Origin of the sequence: Enterobacter cloacae complex sp. GF14B, from assembly GCF_004136805.1 — a bacterium.
GTDB classification, from domain to species: domain Bacteria; phylum Pseudomonadota; class Gammaproteobacteria; order Enterobacterales; family Enterobacteriaceae; genus Enterobacter; species Enterobacter hormaechei_C.
The window spans coordinates 1-15379 of sequence record NZ_QFRV01000086.1 but is presented as its reverse complement, the minus strand read 5'-3'; the positions used below and the strand labels follow the sequence as shown (position 1 = coordinate 15379).

The 15379-nt window shown below is 56.5% G+C and carries 15 protein-coding genes; 10 read left to right on the top strand and 5 right to left on the bottom strand.

Annotated features, from left to right (window positions below; translation table 11 throughout):
• On the top strand, window positions 1-1336 hold a 1336-nt coding region (locus tag DD606_RS20850), incomplete at its 5' end, for a carboxylesterase/lipase family protein (protein ID WP_139158328.1).
• Here the strand turns inward: DD606_RS20850 and DD606_RS20845 are convergent.
• Window positions 1323-2165: a LysR family transcriptional regulator gene (locus tag DD606_RS20845; protein WP_129259063.1), complete on the bottom strand. Its 843-nt coding sequence runs from the start codon at window positions 2163-2165 to the stop codon at window positions 1323-1325. The genes DD606_RS20850 and DD606_RS20845 overlap by 14 nt on opposite strands.
• A gap of 113 nt (window positions 2166-2278) precedes the next feature.
• Between DD606_RS20845 and DD606_RS20840 the strand changes: the two genes are divergently transcribed.
• The 4 genes from DD606_RS20840 to rimL all read left to right on the top strand — a co-directional run bounded on the left by DD606_RS20840 (window position 2279) and on the right by rimL (window position 6763).
• Entirely contained in the window at window positions 2279-3448 is a 1170-nt protein-coding gene (locus tag DD606_RS20840) for a pyridoxal phosphate-dependent aminotransferase (protein WP_003857239.1), read from the top strand.
• A 10-nt stretch (window positions 3449-3458) separates the two neighbouring features.
• On the top strand, window positions 3459-4232 hold the full coding sequence (locus DD606_RS20835; protein WP_003857237.1) for an ABC transporter substrate-binding protein: 774 nt from the start codon (window positions 3459-3461) through the stop codon (window positions 4230-4232).
• Between the two features lie 230 nt (window positions 4233-4462).
• A complete protein-coding gene (locus DD606_RS20830; protein WP_032609161.1) occupies window positions 4463-6118 on the top strand; it encodes a glucan biosynthesis protein D in 1656 nt (551 codons plus the stop codon).
• A 105-nt stretch (window positions 6119-6223) separates the two neighbouring features.
• Entirely contained in the window at window positions 6224-6763 is a 540-nt protein-coding gene (gene rimL / locus DD606_RS20825; protein WP_022651176.1) for a 50S ribosomal protein L7/L12-serine acetyltransferase, read from the top strand.
• On the opposite strand, the gene ydcK is transcribed toward rimL, so the two are convergent.
• Window positions 6758-7738, bottom strand: a complete 981-nt coding sequence (gene ydcK / locus DD606_RS20820) for a YdcK family protein (protein ID WP_022651177.1) — start codon at window positions 7736-7738, stop codon at window positions 6758-6760. The two genes, rimL and ydcK, sit on opposite strands and share 6 nt — an antisense overlap.
• A 121-nt stretch (window positions 7739-7859) precedes the next feature.
• Here ydcK and tehA point away from each other — a divergent pair, with 121 nt between their 5' ends.
• Both tehA and tehB read left to right on the top strand, forming a co-directional pair.
• The gene (gene tehA, locus DD606_RS20815) at window positions 7860-8855 is read left to right on the top strand and encodes a dicarboxylate transporter/tellurite-resistance protein TehA (protein ID WP_129259061.1); all 996 of its coding nucleotides are present in this window, start codon (window positions 7860-7862) and stop codon (window positions 8853-8855) included.
• A complete protein-coding gene (gene tehB / locus DD606_RS20810) occupies window positions 8855-9448 on the top strand; it encodes a tellurite resistance methyltransferase TehB (protein WP_050870634.1) in 594 nt (197 codons plus the stop codon). The genes tehA and tehB overlap by 1 nt, the downstream gene beginning before the upstream one ends.
• Here tehB and pepT read toward each other — a convergent pair.
• Complete coding sequence (pepT, locus tag DD606_RS20805; RefSeq protein WP_045346280.1) at window positions 9445-10674, bottom strand: peptidase T; 1230 nt, start codon at window positions 10672-10674, stop codon at window positions 9445-9447. The two genes, tehB and pepT, sit on opposite strands and share 4 nt — an antisense overlap.
• Window positions 10675-10785: 111 nt before the next feature.
• Between pepT and DD606_RS20800 the strand changes: the two genes are divergently transcribed.
• On the top strand, window positions 10786-12381 hold the full coding sequence (locus DD606_RS20800; RefSeq protein ID WP_045896795.1) for an ABC transporter substrate-binding protein: 1596 nt from the start codon (window positions 10786-10788) through the stop codon (window positions 12379-12381).
• A gap of 133 nt (window positions 12382-12514) precedes the next feature.
• Entirely contained in the window at window positions 12515-13189 is a 675-nt protein-coding gene (locus DD606_RS20795) for a DUF3313 domain-containing protein (RefSeq protein WP_003857221.1), read from the top strand.
• A gap of 33 nt (window positions 13190-13222) precedes the next feature.
• Here the strand turns inward: DD606_RS20795 and DD606_RS20790 are convergent, their stop codons facing one another.
• The gene (locus DD606_RS20790; protein ID WP_003857219.1) at window positions 13223-14119 is read right to left on the bottom strand and encodes a DMT family transporter; all 897 of its coding nucleotides are present in this window, start codon (window positions 14117-14119) and stop codon (window positions 13223-13225) included.
• Window positions 14120-14293: 174 nt separating this feature from the next.
• On the opposite strand from DD606_RS20790, the gene DD606_RS20785 reads away from it, so the two are divergent.
• The gene (locus DD606_RS20785) at window positions 14294-15166 is read left to right on the top strand and encodes a helix-turn-helix domain-containing protein (RefSeq protein WP_003857218.1); all 873 of its coding nucleotides are present in this window, start codon (window positions 14294-14296) and stop codon (window positions 15164-15166) included.
• Here DD606_RS20785 and DD606_RS20780 read toward each other — a convergent pair.
• On the bottom strand, window positions 15146-15379 hold a 234-nt coding region (locus DD606_RS20780; RefSeq protein WP_176691454.1), incomplete at its 5' end, for a benzoate/H(+) symporter BenE family transporter. The genes DD606_RS20785 and DD606_RS20780 overlap by 21 nt on opposite strands.

Here is a 15379-nt window from a genome sequence, read left to right as displayed (position 1 = left end):
GACGGCGTTCTCCGCCTCCAGCTGGCAGAGCAGCGAAAGCTGCCAGGAACTGGGCGGCGGCGATCCCGGCCAGTTCTCTGAAGACTGCCTGTACCTTAACGTCTGGTCGCCAGTGGCACGCGCCGATCCGCTTCCGGTGATGGTCTGGCTGCACGGCGGAGGATTTACCCTCGGCGCTGGCGGGCTGCCTCCGTATAACGGCAGGGCGCTGGCGAAGCGTGGCACGGTGGTGGTGACGATCAATTACCGTCTCGGCCACCTCGGCTTTTTTGCTCATCCGGCGCTGGAGGGGGAGGAAGAGCGCGTGGTGCATAACTTCGCACTGCTCGATCAGATCCAGGCCCTGGAATGGGTGCGCGATAACATTGCCGCGTTCGGCGGCGATCCTGAGAACATCACCGTATTTGGCGAGTCGGCCGGTGCGCGCAGCGTGCTGTCGCTGATGGCTTCCCCGCTTGCAGGAGGACTGTTCCATAAAGCCATTGTGCAAAGCGGGTACACGCTGCCCGACACCCCGCGCGAGCAGGCCATGCATAAAGGCGAAGCGATTGCCGCCCATTTCGGCCTGCACAATGCTACCGCGGAACAGCTTCGCGCGATCCCGCCTGAGGCGTTCTGGCCGCTGACCTCGCCGTTGAATATCGCCCCTGCGCCCATCGTGGGGGATTGCGTTTTGCCTGAGGCCATGCTCGACGTTTTCTTCGCGGCCCGCCAGCATCCTGTACCGGTGATGATTGGGTCGAACAGCGACGAAGCCAGCGTGATGTCGGTATTCGGGGTCACGCTGGCCGGGCAGATCCAGAAGCTCCGCCGTGAGCGGCGCTTTGGCCTGGGGCTGATAAAGCTGCTTTATCCTGGCGTGAAGGGCGATGAGGAACTTGGCAGGCAGGTATGCCGCGACATGGCCTTTACCACCATGGGATACGTGGTAATGCAGGCCCAGCAACGGGCGGGCGGCATGTGCTGGCGATACTGGTTTGATTATGTGGCCGAAGCGGAGCACGCGACGTACATCAACGGCGCCTGGCACGGCAACGAAGTGCCCTACGTCTTCGATACCCTTGGACAGGTGGAACCTTCGCGGCAGTATGTGAATGAACGCGATCTGGCCTTTGCCGCTCAGGTGGCGGACTACTGGGTGAGCTTCGCCCGGGATGCGGGGGCACGCGATAGCCTGGCAGGGCCCACGCGCTGGCCCGCCTGCCGGAAAGGGCGGGACGTGCTGTTACGTATTGGTGTGAATAAACATGCAGGTTTTCGGCTTGAAAACCGCTTCATGCGTGCCCGTATGAGCCTCTTCAAACGGGTGATGAAACACCACGTCAGCCTCGACTGAGCAGACAGGCGCGAAACGCATCCAGCCCGTTTTCAGGGCCGGGTGCGTCGCGTAATACCAGCCGGTAGCTCGCCCCCGTTTTTATGCTTGTGTCAAACGGGCGCATCAGCCGTCCGGCGCGCACGTCCTCCTCCACCAGCGTTTCATCCGCGATGGCGATGCCCAGCCCCTGAATGGCGGCGGTAATGGCGAGATCCATGGTTTCGAAGTGTTGATTTTTGAGCATAGCTGGCGGCGGACCCGGCTGTTTCGCCAGCCACAGCGACCAGTCCGTTTTGTCCCGCGTGGGGTGAAGGAAGGTGAGTGCTTCCAGCGCAGAGCCAGCCCGTAGCGGGCTCATCACCGGGGTTAAGGCCTCTTCGAACAGCAGATCGCCGGCGCTCATGTGCGTCCCAAACACAATCGCCGCGTCACAGGATTCGGTTTTGAAATTGACGTTGTGATCGGTGGTGGTGGTCAGCGCAATCTGGAGTTCCGGCTGTTCGCGCTCCACCTGTAGCAGACGCGGCACCAGCCAGCGCATCGCGCAGGTAGGCGCTTTCAGACGGATTACGGTCTGGTGCGTTCGCGCCTGTTCAGCAACGTTCAGCAGGTGCTCAAAGGCAGATTGCAGCTCCGGCAGCAGGGCGCTTCCCTGTGAGGAGAGACGCAGGCCGCGGGCATGGCGCTCGAACAGCGGGAAGCCGAACCAGCTTTCCAGCGAGGCGATTTTACGGCTTACCGCCCCCTGCGTCAGACAAAGCTCCTTCGCGGCATGGGTAAGATTCAGGTGACGCGCGGTCACGATGAACGTCTCTACGGCATTAAGTGGAAATGAACGACGCGACATATCTCACCTTAGCTATGCATTTTTGTCATGGCTATTATGACAACAATTCGATTGTCCCGGCAATGAAGTTGTTGTTTGAATAGTTATGCATTCACCACGAGAAGGGACAGAGGATGACTTTGAAAACGCCGGTGCAGACACGATCCAAATTGCCCGATGTGGGAACCACCATTTTTACCGTTATCGGCCAGCTTTCAGCCCGGCATAACGCCATCAACCTTTCTCAGGGTGCGCCGAATTTTTCCTGCGACCCAAAACTTATCTCCGGCGTGACCCGCGCCATGGAGGCAGGGTATAACCAGTACGCCTCCATGACCGGTCTGCAACCGCTCAGAGAGCGCATCGCGGACAAAATTGCCACGCTCTATGGCACACACTATGACCCGGCGAGTGAGGTGCTGGTGACCGCCAGCGCCAGCGAAGGGCTTTACTCAGCCATCAGCGGGCTGGTTCATCCTGGAGACGAGGTGATCTATTTCGAGCCCTCCTTTGACAGCTATGCGCCGATTGTCCGTCTGCAAGGAGCGACGCCGATTGCCATTAAACTGACGGTACCGTATTTTGCCGTGAACTGGGATGAAGTACGGGCGGCTATAACTCCACGCACGCGGATGATCATCGTCAATACGCCGCACAACCCGAGCGGACAGGTGTTTTCAGCCGCCGATCTGCACCAGCTGGCAGCGCTGACGCGCCACACCGACATCATCATTTTGTCTGACGAAGTGTACGAGCACGTCGTTTTTGATGGCGAACCGCACCACGGAATGGCGACGCACCCGCAGCTGGCTGAGCGCAGCGTGATTATTTCTTCTTTCGGAAAAACCTATCACGTCACCGGCTGGCGCGTGGGTTATTGTGTGGCACCCGCGGAACTGATGGATGAGATATGTAAAGTCCATCAATTTTTAATGTTCTCGGCCGATACGCCGATGCAGTACGCGTTTGCCGAACACATGACCGATCCGCAAACCTGGCTGTCGCTGGCGGCGTTTTATCAGCGCAAGCGCGATCTGCTGCAAAGTTTGCTCGCCGACTCACCGTTCAGGCTGCTACCAAGTGCCGGTTCGTTCTTCCTGCTGGCGGATTACAGCGGCTTTAGCGACGAGCGCGACAGCGAGATGGTGAAAAGGCTGATTGTCGAGTACGGGGTTGCCACCATTCCGCTGTCGGCGTTTTATGCCGATGGCACGGACAATAAGTTAATCCGTCTCTCTTTTGCGAAAGATGAGGCGACGTTACGGGCAGGTGCCCAGGCCCTTTGTCGGGTTACACCACGTTAAGGAATTTGAGATGAAATTACGCGCGTTAGTTGTCGGCATGGGACTGTTGTGTTCATTCTCGTCGTTTGCCGCCACCGAGTTGCGATACGGGCTGGAAGCGGAATATCCACCGTTTGAAAGCCGCAATGCGTCAGGGGAGCTGGAAGGGTTTGACGTAGAGCTGGGAAATGCCATCTGTAAAGCCGCCGCGCTGAAGTGCAGCTGGGTTGAAACCTCGTTTGATGCGCTGATCCCCGGTCTGGTGGCGAAAAAGTTCGACGCCATAAACTCGGCGATGAACATCACCGAGCAGCGTCGCAAAAGCATTGATTTCACCCAGCCCATCTATCGCATTCCCTCCCAGCTGGTGGGCAAAGCCGGTTCTGCGGTAGAGGCTACCCCCGAAGGGCTGAAGGGCAAAACCATCGGCGTTCTCCAGGGTTCAATTCAGGAAACTTACGCCAAAGAGCACTGGGAAAAGCACGGTGTCACCGTGGTGTCTTATAAAGATCAGAATATGGCCTGGGGAGATCTGCTGAATGGCCGCATTGATGCCTCGCTGGTCATGTCAGCGGCCGGGCAGGCAGGTTTCCTCAGTAAGCCGCAGGGTAAAGGGTTTGGCTTTATCGGCAAACCGGTGTCGGACGACACCATCCTCGGCAGTGGGATCGGCTTTGGGCTGCGTAAAGGGGATGAGGCCACCAAAAAGCAGCTTGATGCCGCAATTGATAAAGTACGTGCCGACGGCACGATCGCTAAACTGGCTGATAAGTACTTCCCGGGTATCGATGTCAGCGTAAAATAACCGCCTCGTTGGTCCCGGCTGTCGATGTCCAGCCGGGGCATTTTTATACATAACTTTACCCCTTTTTCAGGCCGTTCTGGTCGACAGAAAATATTTCTCGGTTTGTTCAGATAATCACCCGCCAACAATTGGATTCTTAACCGTTTTTGTTTAGGCTGTGCGTTCTTTCTTGCCGTCATTTCGCTGCGCGCGAAACTCATTCACACGACCATAAGGACGTTTTCTCAGGCATGAATCGCAGACGTTTTCTCAAAGGTTCCCTGGCAATGGCTGCCCTGAGCGGCACTTCTGGCCTTGCATCTCTGTTTTCCCAGGCGGCGTATGCTGCTGACTCCGACATTGCCGACGGTCAGAGCCGTCGCTTTGACTTCTCTGTTCTGCAATCCATGGCGCACGATCTGGCGAAAACCCCGTGGGGCGGTGCGCCGCGTCCGCTGCCGGAAACGCTGGCCACCATGACGCCGCAGGCGTACAACGCCATCCGTTACGATGAGAAGCAGTCGCTGTGGAATAACATTGAAGGCCGTCAGCTGGACGCCCAGTTCTTCCATATGGGGATGGGATTCCGCCGCCGCGTGCGCATGTTCTCGCTGGATCAAACCACCTCTCAGGCGCGTGAGATCCACTTCCGGCCTGAGCTGTTCAGCTATGGCGATACGGGCGTGGATACCAAACAGCTTGAAGGGCAGAGTGACCTCGGCTTCGCCGGATTCCGCGTCTTTAAAGCGCCGGAACTGGCGCGACGCGATATCGTTTCGTTCCTGGGCGCGAGCTACTTCCGCGCAGTGGATGATACCTACCAGTACGGCCTTTCCGCGCGCGGGCTGGCGGTGGATACCTTTACCGACACCCCGGAAGAGTTTCCGGATTTCACCTCCTTCTGGTTTGAAACCGTTAAGCCGGGTGATACCACCTTTACCGTCTATGCGCTGCTGGACAGCCCGAGCATTACCGGTGCCTATAAGTTTGTGATCCACTGTGAGAAGAGTCAGGTGATCATGGACGTCGAAAACCATCTCTATGCGCGCAAAGACATCAAGCAGCTCGGCATCGCACCAATGACCAGCATGTTCAGCTGCGGCAACAACGAACGCCGCATGTGCGACACCATACATCCGCAGATCCATGATTCAGACCGCCTGGCGATGTGGCGCGGTAACGGGGAGTGGATCTGCCGACCGCTGAACAACCCGCAAAAGCTGCAATTCAACGCCTACCTGGATAAAAACCCGAAAGGCTTTGGTTTGTTACAGCTTGACCGAGACTTCTCCCATTACCAGGACGTCATGGGCTGGTATAACAAGCGACCAAGCCTGTGGGTCGAGCCGCGCAACAACTGGGGGAAAGGATCCATCGCCCTGATGGAGATCCCGACAACCGGCGAGACGCTCGATAACGTGGTCTGCTTCTGGCAGCCGGAGAAACCGGTGCAGGCGGGTGATGAGCTGGACTTCAAATACCGTCTCTACTGGAGCGCGCAGCCGCCGGTGCGTTCCCCGCTGGCAAACGTCTACGCTACCCGTACCGGTATGGGCGGCTTCCCGGAGGGCTGGGCGCCGGGTGAAAATTACCCGAAAGTGTGGGCCCGTCGCTTTGCCATTGACTTCGTCGGGGGCGATCTGAAGGCCGCCGCACCGAAGGGCATTGAGCCGGTGATTACCCTGTCCAGCGGTGAAGCGAAGCAGGTGGAGATCCTCTATGTCGAACCGTTCGACGGGTATCGCATTCTGTTTGACTGGTATCCAACCTCTGACTCCACCGAGCCGGTGGATATGCGCCTGTTCCTGCGCTGTCAGGGCGATGCCATCAGCGAGACCTGGCTGTACCAGTACTTCCCGCCCGCGCCGGACAAACGTAACTACGTTGACGACCGGATCATGCGCTAGTCCTTATGGGTTTGTGCCGGGTGGCGGCTTCGCCTTACCCGGCCTGCTCTGGACGCATTTGTAGGCCGGGTAGGCGTTAGCGCCACCCGGCAATTAAGAGGCACTATGTCTTCAGAAATCATTCCCGTTAACCAGGAAATCGAGCTTCGCGCCGTCGAAGAGCGCTATACCACCGATCTGCATAACCTCGTAATCAAAAACAAAACCTGGCTGCAAACCGCCTTCGACTGGGCGCAGCATGTCGGCAGCGAAGAGGACACGCGCCGCAACGTGCAGAGCAATCAGATGTTGCACCAGCGCGGTTACGCCAAAATGTTCCTGATTTTTATGAAGGACGAGCTGGTGGGCGTGCTGTCCTTCAACGCGATCGAGCCTGCGAATAAAACCGGGTACATTGGCTACTGGCTTGACGAGGCGCATCAGGGGCAGGGTATTCTTTCTCAGGCGCTCCAGACGTTTATGCGCTATTACGTTGAGCGCGGCGAGATCCGCCGTTTTGTGATCAAGTGTCGCGTGGATAACCAGTGCAGTAACAGTGTGGCGCAGCGCAACGGTTTCACGCTGGAAGGTTGTTTGCGGGAAGCGGAGATGCTCAACGGGCGTTACGATGACGTGAACCTCTACGCCAGAATCTTCCCGCTATAGCGCCCCCAGCAGCGGCGTCCGGGTGATCCGCGTGTCGCCGTTGATCACTTTGGCTCCCCGGACGTGAATGCTTTCACCCTCCAGCGCCTCGATAACCGCATCGTCCGTTATTTCCACCTGATGCTCAATCAGGACATCGCCGCTGATACGCGCCCGCCCCTGAATAACCACTTTGTCATCAATCAGGATTGGCCCGCCGCGTAACCACGCCTCGCCGCCTATTAATACGTGGTGTTTAATGACGCAGTTGCCTTCAACGAGGGCGTTTTCCGCGACCTGTGAACTGTACCGCACGGTCGGGATGGCATCATCCTCCAGACCGGCCAGCAGACGGGCGTTGCCGTACACTTTGGCGCAGTCGCACACCCAGACGTTATTCAGCGCGTTGCCCTCAAGAATGGCGCGATCGAACACCTCGGCACGGTGCTCAACAAAGGCCCAGGTCACCATGGCATCGCCGTAGATTTGCGCCTGATGCACAATACGCGACTGGCTGACCGTGGCTCGGTCATAAATTTGCAGGATCTGCTGACGGTCGGGTGTCAGCCCTTTGGCTGCAATCACCAAACTATTATGCAGCACCCGCGCGTCACCCGCGATACGACATTCCCCGCGTACGGTGGAGTGCTGAATGGTGACGTTGTCACTTATTACCGCGCCGTGACTCACCTCAGCCGCGTCAAGCCAGCCGTTGCCGCCAACGTGTGCGCGGTGGCTTACGATGCAGGGTTGGGTGAGGCGGGCGTTAGCGGATATCCTGGCCCCGGCAAACACCACGCTGTTTTCATCGTAAACCCAGCAATCCCCGTCCTGGGCGAGCGCGTGTTCATCCTCAACCCAACCGCCTTTAGTCCCGCTGGTCACATCGTTAAAATCCTTCACGGCAATAATTTGTCTTAGAGGCGTTGTGCACGGTGTTGATCCGTCCTGCCAGCGCCAGAGACGCGTTTCATTGCTGAGCCGGTATTTTGTCATCGTGTTATCCCTGAAAAGCCTTTCAATAAACGTAGCAAAGTTTTGGTTTTTCGAAGTGCTGGCGTCCGCTCAGGAAACCCCTTAAAATGGCATTTAAAATACATTTTAAACTTTAAAAAAAATGCATAGCCTAAACCAACGCGTTCTTAACTTGCCCGCCGGGTATTTCGGTATGGTCCTCGGGACCATAGGTATGGGGTTCGCCTGGCGTTATGCCAGCACCATCTGGCCGGTGACGCGCTGGCCGGGCGAGATCCTGGTGGCGCTGGCGGTGGCGATCTGGTTCCTTCTGAGCGTGGCGTTTCTTACCCGTGCGGTACGGTTTCCACATAGCGTGCTGACCGAGATGCGGCATCCGGTAATGAGCAGTTTTGTCAGCCTGTTTCCTGCCACAACGCTGCTGGTGGCCATCGGCTTTGTGCCGTGGTATCGCCCGCTGGCGCTGGGGTTGTTTAGCGTGGGCGTGGTGATCCAGCTTGCGTATGCCGCCTGGCAAAGCGCCGGGCTGTGGCGCGGCAAGCATCCGGAAGAAGCCACGACGCCGGGACTGTATCTGCCGACGGTAGCGAACAATTTTATCAGCGCGATGGCCTGCGGTGCGCTAGGCTTCCACGACGCGGGGCTGGTGTTCCTTGGTGCCGGGGTCTTTTCCTGGCTGAGCCTGGAGCCGGTCATTTTGCAACGCCTGCGCAGCGCGGGCGAACTGCCCGCTGCCCTTCGTACCTCGCTCGGGATCCAGCTTGCGCCTGCCCTGGTGGCCTGTAGCGCCTGGTTTAGCGTCAACGGCGGCGAAGCGGACACCTTCGCCAAAATGCTTTTCGGCTATGGCCTGTTGCAACTCCTGTTTATGCTGCGTCTGATGCCGTGGTATCTGTCGCAGCCGTTCAACGCGTCGTTCTGGAGCTTCTCGTTCGGGGTGTCGGCGCTGGCGACCACCGGTTTACATCTTGGGCAGAGCAGTCCGTCAGGGTTCTTTCATGCCCTCGCTGTTCCCCTGTTTATTTTCACCAACGTCATCATCGCGATGCTGCTGGTCCGTACTTTTATCTTGCTGATGCAGGGCAAACTTCTGGTGCGCGCTGATAAGGCACTGCTTATGCAATCTGAGGAAAAATAATGACTGTCGATGAAAACTACTTTACTGAGAAATATGGGCTGACCCGCACGCACTCAGAGGTGCTGCTCAGCGCGGACATTGTTAAGCCGGGAAAAACGCTCGATCTCGGTTGCGGAAATGGCCGTAACAGCCTCTACCTCGCTGCCAATGGCCATAACGTGACGGCGTGGGATAAAAACCCGATGAGCATCGATAACATTGAGCGCATTAAGGCGGCGGAAGGGATCGCGAATCTGCAAACGGCGATTAAGGATCTGAACAACCTGACCTTTGACGGCGAATACGACTTTATTCTTTCCACCGTCGTGTTGATGTTCCTCGAAGCGAATACCATCCCTGGTCTTATCGCCAATATGCAGCGTTGCACCAGACCAGGCGGCTATAACCTGATCGTTGCCGCCATGGATACGGAGGATTATCCGTGCACCGTCGGCTTCCCGTTTGCCTTCAAACCCGGTGAACTGAGCAACTACTACGAAGGCTGGGAGCTGATCAAGTACAACGAAGAGGTAGGGGAACTCCACCGTACCGATGCCAACGGGAACCGTATCAAGCTGCGCTTCGCCACCATGCTCGCACGCAAGCCCGCTTAACGCGCGGCCAGCAGACAGAGTTGCAGGGCAGTGCGACAGGAGGCCTCGAACGACGACAGCGGTAAAAACTCAAACTTCGAGTGGAAGTTATGGGCGCCGGTGAAGAAGTTCGGGGTGAGCAAGCCTTTAGCTGACAGGGCCGCCCCGTCCGTGCCACCGCGCATGGGGATCGGTTTTGGGGTGATGCCGAGCGACTCCATCGCCTCGAACATCAGGTCGATCGCGCGGCGGTCTTCGCCAATCGCATTGCTGATATTGCTGTAGGTATCTTCAATGCGATACTCCACGTTTGCCGTGGGATGCTGCGCGGCTATTTGCGCCGCCACATCGGCAATTCGCTGCTTGCGGGCGGCAAAACCGTCTTTGTCAAAATCACGAATGTTGGCTTTCAGCACCGCTTCGTTTTGCCCGGCCTGGATGCCGTTAAACCAGATATAACCTTCGCGCCCCTCGGTGCATTCCGGGGTTTGCTGGCGATCGAAATGGCTGATGAAATCTGTTGCCATCAGCAGCGGATTGACCAGCACCCCTTTGGCGGACATCGGGTGCGCCGTGACGCCGGTAAAGCGAATTTCAGCCGCCGCCGCGTTAAAGTTCTCGTAAACAATTTCGCCCAGCTCGCAGCAGTCGATGGTCCAGGCAAAATCGACGTCGAAGCGCTTTAAATCCAGCGCTTTCGCGCCGCACAGGCCAATCTCTTCATCGGGCACAAACGCCACCACAATATCGCCATGGTTGTGCTCAGCGGTGAGGTTTTCCAGCACCGTCATGACCACGGTGACGGCCGCTTTATTATCTGCGCCTAATACGCTGGTTCCGTCGCTGAAAATAATCTCCTCATCATGATAAGCCAGAATTTCCGGGTGCTCTTTTACGCGCAGCCAAATATCTTTCTCTTTATTCAGACAGAGATCATCCCCCGTAAAGGTTAATATTTGTGGATGAATATCCGGGGATAAACCGACGTCGACGGTGTCGATATGGGTAATAAAACCAATACGCGGCGCGCCGGGAACATTACCTTTTTTCACGGCGGTAACGGTGGCGAACTCATCAATCACAATATCGTCTAACCCCAGCGTTTCCAGCTCCTTCGCCAGCTCCCGCGCCATGTCGTGCTGGCCCGGGGTGGAGGGCAGGGTTTTGACTTTCGGGTCGCTCTGGCTGGTGATGGCGAGATAGCGGAAAAAGCGTTGGGTTAATTGTCTGGAGAGTTCCGAGCCCATAGTGTTTCCTTCTGTATTTATTTTTCATGTGTTTGCGCCATCACTTTAATGTTATTTATGAAATGGCAAAAGAAGTAATTAGCCGTCGAATTAAAAAGACAGGAATAAATGATGAAAAGCACATTCACAATGATAACGCTGGCGCTTGCTGCACTGACGGTCAGTTCCACCGTCGCGGCAAAAACGCTGGTGTATTGCTCCGAAGGATCGCCGGAAAATTTCAATCCTCAGCTCTATACGTCGGGGACCAGCGTGGACGCCAGCGCCGTACCGGTTTATAACCGTCTGGTCGATTTCAAACCGGGCACTACCGAACTGGTGCCGAGCCTGGCGGAAAGCTGGGAGGTAAGCGAGGATGGCAAGGTCTACACCTTCCACCTGCGCAAAGGGGTGAAATTCCACAGTAATAAGCTGTTCACGCCGACGCGCGATTTCAACGCGGACGACGTGATTTTCTCGTTTATGCGCCAGAAGGATGTGAATCATCCTTACCATAACGTCTCCAACGGCAGTTATTCCAACTTCGAAAGTCTGGAGTTCGGCAGCCTGATTACCGCCATTGATAAAGTTGACGATCGCACCGTGCGCTTCACCCTGGCGCATCCGGAAGCGCCGTTTGTCGCTGACCTGGCGTGGTACTTTGCCTCCATTCTGTCGGCAGAGTACGCCGATGCCATGCTGAAAGCGGGCACGCCAGAAAAGGTCGATATGCAGCCGATTGGCACCGGGCCGTTTAAGCTGTCGCAATATCAGAAGGATTCCCGCATCCTCTTTACCGCTTTCCCTGACTACTGGCAGGGAAAATCGAAGCTGGATCGTCTGGTGTTCACCATCACGCCGGACGCCTCGGTACGTTTTGCCAAAGTCGATAAGAATGAGTGTCAGGTGATGCCGTTCCCGAACCCGGCGGACCTGCCGCGTATGAAGGCTAACAAAGACATCAACCTGATGAGCAAGGCCGGTCTGAATACCGGTTTCCTGGCGTTTAACACGCAAAAGCCGCCGCTGGATAACGTAAAAGTGCGCCAGGCGCTGGCGATGGCGATTAACAAACCGGCCATCATTGAGGCGGTCTTCCACGGCACCGGCACGGCGGCAAAAAACCTGCTGCCGCCTGGCGTCTGGAGTGCCGACAGCGAGCTGAAAGACTACGATTACGATCCAGAAAAAGCGAAAGCGCTGTTAAAGGAGGCGGGGTTTGCCAACGGCGTAAGCATCGATCTGTGGGCCATGCCCGTGCAGCGGCCGTATAACCCGAACGCGAAGCGTATGGCGGAGATGATCCAGGCGGACTGGGCGAAAGTTGGCGTGCAGACCAAAATCGTGACCTACGAATGGGGCGAATACCTGAAGCGCGTGAAGGGCGGGGAGCATCAGGCTGCGCTGATGGGCTGGACAACGGCGACGGGGGATCCAGATAACTTCTTCGGCCCGCTGTTTACCTGTACGTCCGCCAACGGCGGGTCGAATTCGGCGAAATGGTGTTATAAGCCGTTTGATAACCTGATTGCCGAAGCAAAATCGATAACCGATCGCGAAAAACGCGTGGCGCTGTACAAGCAGGCGCAGCAGATGATGCACGATCAAATGCCGGCGGTAATGATTGCTCATTCAACGATTTTTGAGCCAGTCCGTAAAGAGGTCACGGGCTATGAAATCGATCCCTTCGGCAAACACCTGTTCTGGCAAGTGGACCTGAAAGAGTAATTTTCACTGCCCGGTTTCGGTCGGGCAGTTTTTTCGCTATTTGTGCTGTCTTCGTCATTTTTTGCCACAACACATCGCCCCATTTTTTGTTATAACTTCAAGTGCATACTTGCAGATAACATGGAATACCATCATGCGTACTCACACTTTTTTTAAAGTTGCAGTGCTTTCTGGTCTGTTGGCCCTCTCAGGCTGTGCGTCCAAAGTCGCAGCCCCCGATCAATATTCAGGCTTTTTAAAAGATTACTCAGGCTTGCAGGAGATGAAATCTGCAACCGGGAAGCCAACCCTGCGTTGGGTTGATCCTTCTTATAATGAGGCGAATTATGACAGCATTATTTGGACGCCGATAACCTATTATCCGACGCCAAAACCGACCACTCAGCTTGGGCAAAAAACGCTTGATGAGCTGTTGAATTATACCAATACCAAACTGAAAACCGCGATTGGCCAGCGTAAGCCGATTGTGACGACGCCGGGCAAACATAGCCTGATCTTCCGCGGCGCCATCACGGGTGTGAGCTCAGACAAAGAAGGTTTGCAGTTCTATGAAGTGGTGCCTGTCGCGCTGCTGGTTGCGGGTACGCAAATGGCCACGGGCCATCGTACCATGGATACGCATCTGTTCTTCGAAGGTGAGTTAATCGACGCGGCTACGAACAAACCGGTGATTAAGGTTGTTCGTAAGGGGGAAGGGAAAGAGCTGGCGAACGAGAATACGCCAATGGGCTTCGGCACCCTGAAGCAGGTTGTGGATGACATGGCAACGGATGCCACTATGTTTGATGTTCATCAGACAGCAAATTAATAAAAAAAGGCCTGCATTTTCGCAGGCCGTTTTTTATGCCGTCCGCAGGCGGCGGAACCAGGTTTCCGGCTTCGTAAACATCACCATATTCCCCCCCAGTATCAACAACAGGCCGACGATCCCGTTGAGATGCCACACGTAACCCTCGTACACCGTTGAAATCGACAGCGCCACCAGCGGGAACAGCAGGGTGCTGTAGGCGGCTTTACCGGGACCAATGCGGCCTACCAGCGTAAAGTAGGCGCCGAAGGCAATCACCGAGCCAAACAGCGCAAGATAGAGCAGCGCCCCCATATAGCTCACCGTCCATTCCGGCATAAAGTTATCGCCTCTGAAGAGGGCGATAAGTCCCATCACGACGGTGCCATACAGCATCGCCCAGGCGTTGGTGGTCATGGTTTCCAGCCCGTTTCGCTGATGACGCATGCTGATCATATTCCCCAGCGAGAAGCCGTAGGTGCCGAGGGCGGAAAGCCCGATGCCCGTAAGCAACGACGCGCTCCAGCCGCTGGCGAGCAGATCGTTCCAGAACAGGGTAATGATCCCGATAAGCCCCAGCGCTGCCGCCGTCCAGAAGCGTGCGGGTGGACGCTGGCCGAAGAAGATAAAGCTGTTGATGGCGTTATACAGCACGGCCATCGAGAAAATCACCGACTCAAGGCCGGTATTGATATGGGCGGCGGCGGTGTAAAAGCACCAGAAGTTGAAACAGAAAACGCAGCAGCCCTGAAGCATGCAGTAGAGATGATCCCGCAGCGCCAGCCTGCGCAGGCGGCGAAGGGCGACCAGGACAATCATCATCGTGGCGCTGGCCACGGCGAAGCGCCAGAAAATGGAGACCGGCGCTGCAACCGGCCCCTGTTGCAAAAAAATGGCGATCCAGGTCGTGCCCCAGATAACAACAACCAGCCCATAGAGTAATGCGTTCATGGTTTCTCTCTTCTCATACCGCGAAAAACAACAGTGTGGCGAAAGAAGAGGGGCCCTGCTTTCATCGCCTTGCGCCGGACTTGCAAATTCTTGCGCTTTTTTCTCGCACAATGGCTGGTAACAGGCTGCAACACTTCTTAGACTGACAGTCTGATTAATCACCTGTTTACGGCCATGTCTCTCGTTTACGACACCTTTGAAACGTTACGCCAACAAAATGCGGTGCTGCGGGAAACCGTCGCGCTCAATACTGGCATTCAACTGGCGGCGTGGTACAACAAGCACGACACGATCACCGTGAAAAGCAACCATCACACCCTTAGCCTGTACGTGGCAGATGGCTATGAAAGCTATCAAAAAACGCCGGGTGGCTGGAAAAATGGCGGTGGGCCGGATCGTTTTTGTCTGATGCCGGAAGAGAGCGAATCCACGTGGGATATTCGTGACGACCTGTCGTTCGTGCACCTCTACTGCACCGATGAACACCTGCGGGACGTGGGGGAGAAAATCTGGGATAAACGACCGCTATCGCTGACGCTGGAGGAAAAAATATTCGGCAGCGATCCGAAAATCACCGCCCTTTATCGCCAGTTTTTGCTCGGCTGCGACTGGCAGCAAAACGCCAATCAGCTCACCCTGAGCACCGCGTCGACCTTATTGCTGACGCATTTAGTCCAGCACTATTCCAGCGTACAGTGGAAGCTGCCGGTAGTGACCGGCGGGTTATCGCCGTTTGTGCTGCGCAACGTGCTGGCCTTTATCGAGGAAAACCTGGCGCAACCCTTAACGCTGGCGGAACTGGCGGGCCAGGCCGCACTCAGTGAGTATCACTTTGCGCGGATGTTCCGCCAGTCGATGGGCCTGGCGCCGCATCAGTACGTCATGCAGCGCCGCATGGAGAAGGCCAAAGCGATGGTGCAGCACACGACCACGCCGCTCACCGACATCGCGCTGGCCTGCGGATTTAACTCCGCCAGCCATTTCAGTAACCGTTTTCGCAGCATGACCGGCATTACGCCGTCACAGCTACGCGCGGCGAAGGCGTGAGAAGACGGCGTAACAGATCCCTCCCAACACCAGCCCCCAGAAGGCGGAGCCAATCCCCAGGAGCGTGACGCCGCTGGCGGTCATCAGGAAGGTGACGATCGCCGCGTCGCGCTCTGCTTCATGATTCAGTGCCTGATACAAACTCCCGCTGATAGTGCCGAGCAGGGCCAGCCCGGCCAGCGCCTGGATGCCGCTCAGCGGCAGGGCGGCCAT

Coding starts and splice junctions, on each gene's coding strand:
- DD606_RS20845 (WP_129259063.1), bottom strand. CDS start 2,165: ATGTCGCGTCGTTCATTTCCACTTAATGCCGTAGAGACGTTCATCGTG.
- DD606_RS20840 (WP_003857239.1), top strand. CDS start 2,279: ATGACTTTGAAAACGCCGGTGCAGACACGATCCAAATTGCCCGATGTG.
- DD606_RS20835 (WP_003857237.1), top strand. CDS start 3,459: ATGAAATTACGCGCGTTAGTTGTCGGCATGGGACTGTTGTGTTCATTC.
- DD606_RS20830 (WP_032609161.1), top strand. CDS start 4,463: ATGAATCGCAGACGTTTTCTCAAAGGTTCCCTGGCAATGGCTGCCCTG.
- rimL (WP_022651176.1), top strand. CDS start 6,224: ATGTCTTCAGAAATCATTCCCGTTAACCAGGAAATCGAGCTTCGCGCC.
- ydcK (WP_022651177.1), bottom strand. CDS start 7,738: ATGACAAAATACCGGCTCAGCAATGAAACGCGTCTCTGGCGCTGGCAG.
- tehA (WP_129259061.1), top strand. CDS start 7,860: ATGCATAGCCTAAACCAACGCGTTCTTAACTTGCCCGCCGGGTATTTC.
- tehB (WP_050870634.1), top strand. CDS start 8,855: ATGACTGTCGATGAAAACTACTTTACTGAGAAATATGGGCTGACCCGC.
- pepT (WP_045346280.1), bottom strand. CDS start 10,674: ATGGGCTCGGAACTCTCCAGACAATTAACCCAACGCTTTTTCCGCTAT.
- DD606_RS20800 (WP_045896795.1), top strand. CDS start 10,786: ATGAAAAGCACATTCACAATGATAACGCTGGCGCTTGCTGCACTGACG.
- DD606_RS20795 (WP_003857221.1), top strand. CDS start 12,515: ATGCGTACTCACACTTTTTTTAAAGTTGCAGTGCTTTCTGGTCTGTTG.
- DD606_RS20790 (WP_003857219.1), bottom strand. CDS start 14,119: ATGAACGCATTACTCTATGGGCTGGTTGTTGTTATCTGGGGCACGACC.
- DD606_RS20785 (WP_003857218.1), top strand. CDS start 14,294: ATGTCTCTCGTTTACGACACCTTTGAAACGTTACGCCAACAAAATGCG.